Genomic DNA, 7,715 nt, shown 5'->3' on the forward strand with positions numbered 1-7,715 from the left:
CTTTGGGCTATGTGCTCGGCGGCTATTCCTGGCAAAAATATAAATTCGACACGAACGCTGGTTTTGATTTCGATTGGGACCAGAGCGGCTACTTCGTCGGAGCTGGCGTTGAAACGGCCATCAACAGTAACTGGACCATCAAGTCAGAATATCGCTATACCCGCTTCGGTACTGAAAACATTCTTTCCGAGTTCGATATACCGGATGGCGTCCTCGACACGGATACGTCGCGGCATACGTTCCAGGTTGCGGCCAACTATCGCTTTGGCGCCCAGAATGGTGGCGTCGCCTCTTTTGAGGCTCCTGCCTATAATTGGACCGGCTTCTACGTCGGCGGCGCCGCCGGCGCGGGTGCGTCCGTGCATCAGATCGACGTTCCGCCGGCTGGCGACCTCGAGTTCAACGGGATCGGTGGCGAAGGCGTGTTCGGCGAATTGAACGTCGGCTACGACCATGATTTCGGCAGCTGGGTCGCAGGCGTCATGGTGGATGCCCGCTACTCCGGCATGATTTCGGAGTTGGAAGTTCCGGGCGGATCGATCAATCTGGATACAGATTACGGTTTCGATGTACTTGCCCGTGTCGGTATGAAAGTCAACGAATCAACCCTCGCCTACGTGCTCGGTGGTTACAGCTGGCAGCACTTCGATCTGAACGCGTCTTCACCCATCGGCGATATCCTCGATTGGGACTCCAGCGGCTTCTCGGTGGGTGGTGGTCTGGAAACGGCCATGTCCAGCAACGTGACCGTCGGCCTCGAGTACCGCTATTCGCAGTTCTCCGAGAAGGATTTTTCGTCGGATCTTGGGCTGCCGGACGATACTCTCACCTCCACGCCTTCGTTCCATACCGTCCGCATCGGTGCGAAGTACAAGTTCAACTAGAACCGCCCAAATAACAGTCAAAGCCCGCCGGTCATTCCGGCGGGCTTTTTCTTTGGGCGGAAGAAATGCGGGGCGGACAGCGCGGGCAACAAAAAAGCGGAGCCAAAGCCCCGCTTCGTCTGATGTAGACTTCCCGCCGGTTCATCCGCGGTCGGCAAATCGATCGACAATCAATTCCGTAACGCGACAATGCGACAGGCGTACGACAGCTGCGATCGATGAATACCGCCCGAATCGTCACGCGCGGTCGATACGGCACTGGTAGCAATTGTTGCGCGCCGAGCGGACATGCACATAGGCGATCTCGTCGCGTTCGAACAGGGTCTCGGCCCGCGCCGCGATGGCGCCCGTCGGAATGACGCCGCCGCTGCCATAGACGATGCGGTCGTCCCTGCCGTAGCCGCGCACGATGTAGTCGGCGCTTTCGAGCATTTCTGGAAGCGCCTCCGCTTCGGCAGCGCGCTCGCATTCTTCGGCATGCAGAAAGATCGGACCGGTCTCGGCGAAGGGCTGCAATTCCGGGAATGGCCGGTAAGCCAGGACGAGATAGGCTTCTTCAGCGGCCACGTTCTTCAGGCAGTGGCGGCAAGGCACGCCGTCACCGTCGGATATTTTCCGCTCTGGTATCAGGCCATAGGCGTCCGGCGCGCCGCGCTGCAAGGCTCTGACATCTTCCGTGGGCAAGGCTTTGAACTGGATGGTCATGGCGAAATCTCCGGTGTCGTCGACCGAAAATTACGCCGCTGCGCCAGCGTCTCCCACCCGATTCCTGCCAATTTGGATCAGTCCATCAAGGCGTCGAGACCGCGCACCAGCCCTGTGATCTCCTGTACCCGCCTGATAGCGAGCAGCGTGCCGGCCACGTAAGGAGCAGCGGACGAGCCGGCGTCGTGACGAATGGTCAGCCGCTCGTCGGGCAGGCCGAACAGCGCCTCACAGGACAGGATGTACGAAGGCAGGCGAAGCGCATGCACCTGCACCCCCTCGCCCGTACCGACCGCCGCACCGCGGGTTCCCGGCACACCCGAGACCTCCGAGACCGGCCGCGCGGTCGAAGCCTTGCGGACATCGGCCAGCGCTTCGGCAAGCTCGCGCGCGGTGCCGGACGGCGCGTCGGGTTTCTTGGCGCTCGCATAGTCGATCACCTCGACATCCGGCACGTATTTTGCCGCCATCAGTGCAAACCGCTTCATCAGCGTGGCGGTGATTGAAAAATTGCCGGCTGCAATGACGCCGACACGATTGGCGCGTGCTGCAGCGTCGAGCTCGCCGAAATCGGTCGCACCCAGCCCCGACGTGCCTATCACAACGTGCCGTCCTTTTTCTATGGCCAGCAGCGCATGGTCTTTCACCAGATGCGGCTTGGTGTAGTCGACCAGCACGTCCGACGGCACCTCCAGCGCCTCGGCCAAAGAGGCGGAAACGGTGATGCCGTTGGCCGGCATGCCAACCAGGAGGCCGGAATCCTGCCCCGCGCTGCTGCGTGACACAGCCCCGGCCAGTGCCATGTCGCCTTGCGCCCCGATCGCCGGAACCAGCGCCTTGCCGACCCAGCCGGTCGCACCGGCCATCACCACCCGTATCGTCATCGTTTGGTCCTCCATCACCATCGAGCTTTGACCGACAGCGATATGTAAAGAGCGCGGCTCATTAAAGCCAGGCTCGTTTCCGGGTGTTGATCCAGACCGCAGTGACTGAGCCTGTTCGAACATCGCAGTGGCGAGTCAGATGATGGTGTCTTCGAGAACCGGAGCGGAGCGGAGATTCAGGTCCGTGAGCACCGGAAGCGCAGAAGACGCCTTCAGATGGCCGCCAATGCGGATTTCGGACAGGCTCAGCGGATGAAGTCGTCGAAGCGGCGGAGCGTCACCCGGCGATTGCGCCAATTCTCGTTCTGCGTCTGCACGAGCAGGAATTCCTCGCCGTAGCCGACGGTTTCCAGCGTATAGCCCGGCACGCCGAATTCGCGAACCAAGGTGCGCTTCAGCGAGGCGGCGCGCTGTTCGGACAGGATCTGGTTCGATTGGAAGGAGCCAACCGCGTCGGTATGGCCTTCGATCAGCACGCGGGCGCCGGGGTCGCGCCGCAGGATGCGCTGAAGCGCATCGGCGATGTTTTCGATCTTGCCATATTGCGATTCGGAGATGGCCGCCGACCCAAAGGCGAAATTGATCGACTGGATATCGATCGAACGGGCCATGCGCCGCAGGTCCGGCCGCCTCTTGAATTCGCGGATGGTGACGCGCTGGTTCGGGCGCAGCTTAACGCGGGGCGAGGCCTCGAGCTGACGCTCGATCGTCGCCGCCGAAGGCGTGGTTGCCTGAGCGGCGGCAAGGGTCGGCATGGCGAGGGCCGCAACCAGCGCGGTGGCAAATGTGCGTCGGGTCAGCATGTCTTTTCTCCTTCGGCCTCGGCCCGCATTGATGGTGCCGGCAAGATGGCGAAGACAAGCTGAAGCATTGATGAACAATAGGTTCAGTTTGCGGAGAAAATCATGGCCGCATGACACTGGCCGCACGCTCGGCGAAGGTCATTGGATGCACGATCTCCTTCTTTTGCGCGACCGGTGCAAAGCCGAGCTTCTGGTAGAGCGGTAATGCCGCCGGATGGTCGAGCGTGCAGGTCTGCACCGTCACCCGCCTTGGACCGTGGGACCAGGCGGCGGCGATCGCCGCACCCAGGAACCAGCGGCCGATGCCTTGGCCGGTCGCGTGCTCCATCATGCCGAAATAGGCAAGTTCCACTTCTTCCGGCAGATGCGGCTTTAGGTCAAAGAAACCGGCCGGCGACCCATCGAGATACAGCACCCTGATGTCGCGGTCCTCGCGATGGATGCCCGCAGAAAGCTCCTCGTCGCTGAGCCTCAGCACGTTGACCCAGTGCCATTTGCGGCCTACCCGATCCATCAGGTAGCGGTAGAAATGCAGCGGAATGTCCTTGGTCTTCAGCAATGCGATCTGGCGGTTGTACGGCACCGGCGGCGAGTAGGCCGGCGGCACATGCATTTCGAGAAACGTCACCGTGACCTCGATGTCTTCAAGCGCTCCGTTTTCCATCACTGTCGATCCTTGCCCGTCACGACGGGCGTATCGCTAAGCCCACCCCATTCCGTCCATGAACCGTCGTAGAGCCTGTTGTCGGTATGGCCAAGCGTCTCGAGCGCCAGCGTGATCGCCGCCGCAGTGACGCCTGAGCCGCAAGAGGTGACGACCGGCTTCGACAGGTCGATGCCGGCGTCCTCGATCACCTTGCGCAGTCGGTCTTTCGACAGCAGCTCACCGTTCTCGGCAAGCGCCGAAAACGGCACGTTGTGCGCGCCGGGCATATGGCCTGAGCGGACGCCGGCGCGAGGCTCCGGCTCGGTACCGGCAAACCGGCCAGGCGAGCGCGCATCGGCGATCTGGCTTTTCCCGGTCTCGACGATACGGCGCATGTCGGCCAGGCTGGCGACGCGGGCGGCATCGAAGTCGGCATGAAACACGCAAGGCGCGATCTTCGTCGGCTCCGCCGTCACCGGCCGTCCAGCCGCTTTCCAGCGGTCGAAGCCGCCGTCCAACACGTAGGCCTGGAACACCCCCATGACACGGAACATCCACCAGGCGCGCGGCGCCGAGAAGCAGCCCGGACCGTCATAGACCACGATGGTGTCGTCGGCCGAAATGCCCATGGCGCCGACATATTGGGCGAAATGCTGCGGCGACGGCAGCGTGTGAGGCAGTGCGGAATCGGGATCCGAGATCGCATCCTGATCCAGGAAACGGGCGCCTGGAATGTGCGCTGCGTCATATTCGGCGCGCGCGTCGCGCTTCTGCGCCGGCAGATACCAGGACGCGTCGACGATGGTCAGGCCAGGCTCGCCGAGGCGCTTCTGCAACCAGTCCGCATCGACGGTGAAAGGGCTGTCTTCGGCCATTCTTCTTCTCCTGCCCGCCTTTGACAATCTGTTTATCAGGCCGGCGGCATCGGTCCAAAGCGTATTCGGAAGCGTCGGTTCTCGCGACCCTTCTTCTCGATCTTGCCGATATGGATCTCGCCGACTTCTCCAGTGCTCTTCACATGGGTGCCGCCGCAAGGCTGGCTGTCGATCGAGGCGTTCTCGCCAATGCAGACCAGGCGGATCTTGCCCGTGCCGGCGGGTGGCCGAACATTCTTGGATTTCACCAGCGCCGGATTGGCCGCCAGTTCCTCGTCGGTGATCAGCCTGACAAAGACCGGGTGGTCGGCCCGCACCAGTTCCATCAACCTGGTCGTCACGTCTTCCCTGGTGAAGCCGGCATCCGGGATGTCGAAGTCGACACGGCTGTCGTCCTCGGAAACCGAGGCGCCGGTGATCGGGAACGGGCAGACGACGGTGAGCAAATGGCAGGCTGTGTGCATGCGCATCAGCAAATGCCGCCTCTCCCAATCGACGGCGAGCTTTATCGGTTCGCCGACCTCAAGCACCGCCTGCTCAGGCTGCGGCACATGAATGATCTCATCTTTGGTCTGACCGGTGATGGTGGCGGCAACAGCGATCAGGCTGCCGTCGTCGCGTTCGAGGGTGCCCGTATCGCCCGGCTGCCCGCCCGACGTGGCATAGAAGATCGTCCGGTCCAGTATTATGCCGCCACGATCGTTGACGGCTACAATCGTGGCGTCAGCCGTCCTGAGATAGGCGTCGTCGCGAAACAGCGCTTCCGTCCTGTAAGCCATCACGCGACCTTTTCGAACGGCACCGAAATTGTGCTCCGCTGTTCCATCCAGCCCGGTACCGGCAGCTTCTTTTGGCGCAGGAATTCCGGGTTGAACAATTTCGACTGATAGCGCGTGCCGTAGTCGCAAAGCACGGTCACGATGGTGTGGCCGGGACCCATCTCACGCGCCAACCGGATCGCGCCGGCAATGTTGATGCCGGTCGAGCCGCCGACGCACAGACCCTCCTCCTGGATAAGGCCGAAGACGATCGGCAGTGCATCCTCGTCCGGAATCTGGAAGGAGAAGTCCGGCGTGAACCCTTCCAGATTGGCGGTGACCCGCCCCTGCCCGATGCCTTCGGTGATCGAGCTGCCTTCGGATTTCAGCTCTCCGCTGGTGTAGAAACTATAGAGCGCCGCACCCAGCGGATCGGCGAGCGCGATCTTGACGTCCTTGCTCTTGGACTTAAGCCCGAAAGCGATGCCGGCCAGTGTTCCGCCGGAGCCGACCGCCGAGACGAAACCGTCGACCTTGCCGCCGGTCTGGGCCCAGATTTCTTCCGCTGTGGTGCGGGTATGGCCGTCACGGTTGGCGACGTTGTCAAACTGATTGGCCCAGATCGCGCCGTTCGGCTCGGACCGGGCCATCTGCTCGGCCAGACGGCCCGACAGTTTCACATAATTGTTGGGGTTCTTGTAGGGAACGGCAGGCACCTCGATCAGCTCGGCGCCGAGCAATTTGATCGTGTCCTTCTTCTCCTGGCTTTGCGTCTCGGGGATGACGATCACGGTGCGGTAGCCAAGCGCTTTGGCAACCAGCGTCAATCCGATGCCGGTGTTGCCGGCCGTCCCCTCGACGATGACCCCACCCGGCCTCAAGAGCCCGCGCTGCTCGGCATCGCGGATGATGAACAGCGCGGCACGGTCCTTGACCGATTGGCCAGGATTCATGAATTCGGCTTTGCCCAGGATCTCGCAGCCGGTTTCTTCCGAGGCTTTGTTGAGGCGGATCAGAGGCGTGTTGCCGATCGCTTCGATCACAGAACGGGGCATGGAGATTCCTTTATGCTTGCGGCGGAACCCTAGAAACCCGAAGCTTCGGTTTCAAGGCAAGAATTTGTCTGGTCCAGCGGCATTTCTGGGCTGCAATTCCGAAAATAAACGTCGCCTTCCGCTTTTCGTTGAAGCTCCCACTGAAAAGCGCTCTTTTCATTCGATTTCTTCGTCGCTAGAGCACAGGCTAAGAAAAAGTCGCAGGGCATAGTATGACTCTCTACCGGGCCAATCCGAAAGACGGCGTCGCGTGGATCACGGGCGGCAGCAGCGGCATCGGCCGTTCATTGGCCAAGGACCTGGCGGAGCAAGGCTATGCCGTCGCGGTGACGGCGCTCGACGACGATCCGATCGATACGCTTGTTGTCGAGACGGCGCAGATGCCGGGCCATGTCACGGCCTATCCTTGCGACGTCACCGACGAGAGACGCATGGCAAAGACGGTGGCGGCGATCGAGAAGGATCTCGGCCCGATCGTCTTGGCCGTCTTCAATGCCGGGAGCTATATTGCGACCGCCGGCGAAGACCTTGCCGTCCGTGAATTTCGCCAGTCTTTCGATGTCAATTATTTCGGCACCATCAACGGCCTGGTGCCGGTCATCGAACGCATGCGCGTCCGCGCGCGCGGCCATATCGTCCTGGTCGGTTCGGTCACCGCCTATTTCGGCTGGCCGACCACGGCCGCCTATGGCGGCACCAAGGCGGCGGTCAATATCCTCGCAGAGTCGCTGAAATACGATTTCGACAAGATGAACGTCCGCATCCAGGTGATAAACCCGGGCTTCGTCGACACCCCGCTGACCGAGAAGAATTTGCTGCCGATGCCCGGTCTGATGCCCGTCAATCGCGCCTCGCGCCGCATGGCGCGCGGCATCAAGTCCGGCGGCTTCGAAGTCACCTTCCCGCGCCGCTTGAGCTGGGGCCTGAAGCTGCTCAGAATCCTGCCGAGACCGTTCTGCCGGTGGGTCATCAGCACCGCGACCCGCTGGAAGGCGCGTCCGCTGAATTTCGACCGCAAGCCGCCGAGCGAATAGACCGGCCATCGAAGTCGGCGATCCCGCAGCCGGCGGGACGCCGTTGCCTGTCTGCCATCGCGGCCATAGGT

The 7,715-nt window shown here is 61.9% G+C and carries 9 protein-coding genes; 2 read left to right on the plus strand and 7 right to left on the minus strand.

Annotated elements, in window-relative coordinates:
- Window positions 1–884, plus strand: an 884-nt coding sequence (locus tag EOA85_RS21485; protein WP_164759785.1) for an outer membrane beta-barrel protein, incomplete at its 5' end; no start/stop codon positions are given.
- 237 nt (window positions 885–1,121) lie between these two features.
- Here the strand turns inward: EOA85_RS21485 and EOA85_RS21490 are convergent.
- The 7 genes from EOA85_RS21490 to EOA85_RS21520 all read right to left on the minus strand — a co-directional run bounded on the left by EOA85_RS21490 (window position 1,122) and on the right by EOA85_RS21520 (window position 6,610).
- Entirely contained in the window at window positions 1,122–1,589 is a 468-nt protein-coding gene (locus EOA85_RS21490) for a DUF1203 domain-containing protein (RefSeq protein WP_127211086.1), read from the minus strand.
- A gap of 77 nt (window positions 1,590–1,666) precedes the next feature.
- Window positions 1,667–2,473 carry a 4-hydroxy-tetrahydrodipicolinate reductase gene (dapB, locus tag EOA85_RS21495; protein ID WP_127211087.1) on the minus strand — a complete coding sequence of 269 codons (807 nt, stop codon included), beginning with the start codon at window positions 2,471–2,473 and terminating at the stop codon, window positions 1,667–1,669.
- A 245-nt stretch (window positions 2,474–2,718) separates the two neighbouring features.
- Window positions 2,719–3,276, minus strand: coding sequence for an OmpA family protein (locus EOA85_RS21500; RefSeq protein ID WP_127211088.1), 558 nt, complete (start codon window positions 3,274–3,276; stop codon window positions 2,719–2,721).
- Window positions 3,277–3,376: 100 nt separating this feature from the next.
- Window positions 3,377–3,940 (minus strand): GNAT family N-acetyltransferase, encoded by a 564-nt coding sequence (locus tag EOA85_RS21505; protein WP_095494886.1) that lies wholly within the window; start codon window positions 3,938–3,940, stop codon window positions 3,377–3,379.
- Window positions 3,940–4,797 (minus strand): 3-mercaptopyruvate sulfurtransferase, encoded by an 858-nt coding sequence (gene sseA / locus EOA85_RS21510; protein WP_127211089.1) that lies wholly within the window; start codon window positions 4,795–4,797, stop codon window positions 3,940–3,942. Before sseA ends, EOA85_RS21505 begins: the two co-directional genes overlap by 1 nt.
- Window positions 4,798–4,832: 35 nt before the next feature.
- Window positions 4,833–5,576, minus strand: coding sequence for an alanyl-tRNA editing protein (locus tag EOA85_RS21515; protein ID WP_065008724.1), 744 nt, complete (start codon window positions 5,574–5,576; stop codon window positions 4,833–4,835).
- The gene (locus EOA85_RS21520; protein ID WP_127211090.1) at window positions 5,576–6,610 is read right to left on the minus strand and encodes a cysteine synthase A; all 1,035 of its coding nucleotides are present in this window, start codon (window positions 6,608–6,610) and stop codon (window positions 5,576–5,578) included. The genes EOA85_RS21515 and EOA85_RS21520 overlap by 1 nt, the downstream gene beginning before the upstream one ends.
- 212 nt (window positions 6,611–6,822) lie before the next feature.
- On the opposite strand from EOA85_RS21520, the gene EOA85_RS21525 reads away from it, so the two are divergent.
- The gene (locus tag EOA85_RS21525; protein WP_127211091.1) at window positions 6,823–7,644 is read left to right on the plus strand and encodes an SDR family oxidoreductase; all 822 of its coding nucleotides are present in this window, start codon (window positions 6,823–6,825) and stop codon (window positions 7,642–7,644) included.
- Window positions 7,645–7,715: the final 71 nt, after the last annotated feature.

The organism is Mesorhizobium sp. M5C.F.Ca.IN.020.29.1.1, assembly GCF_003997375.1.
Taxonomy (GTDB): domain Bacteria; phylum Pseudomonadota; class Alphaproteobacteria; order Rhizobiales; family Rhizobiaceae; genus Mesorhizobium; species Mesorhizobium wenxiniae.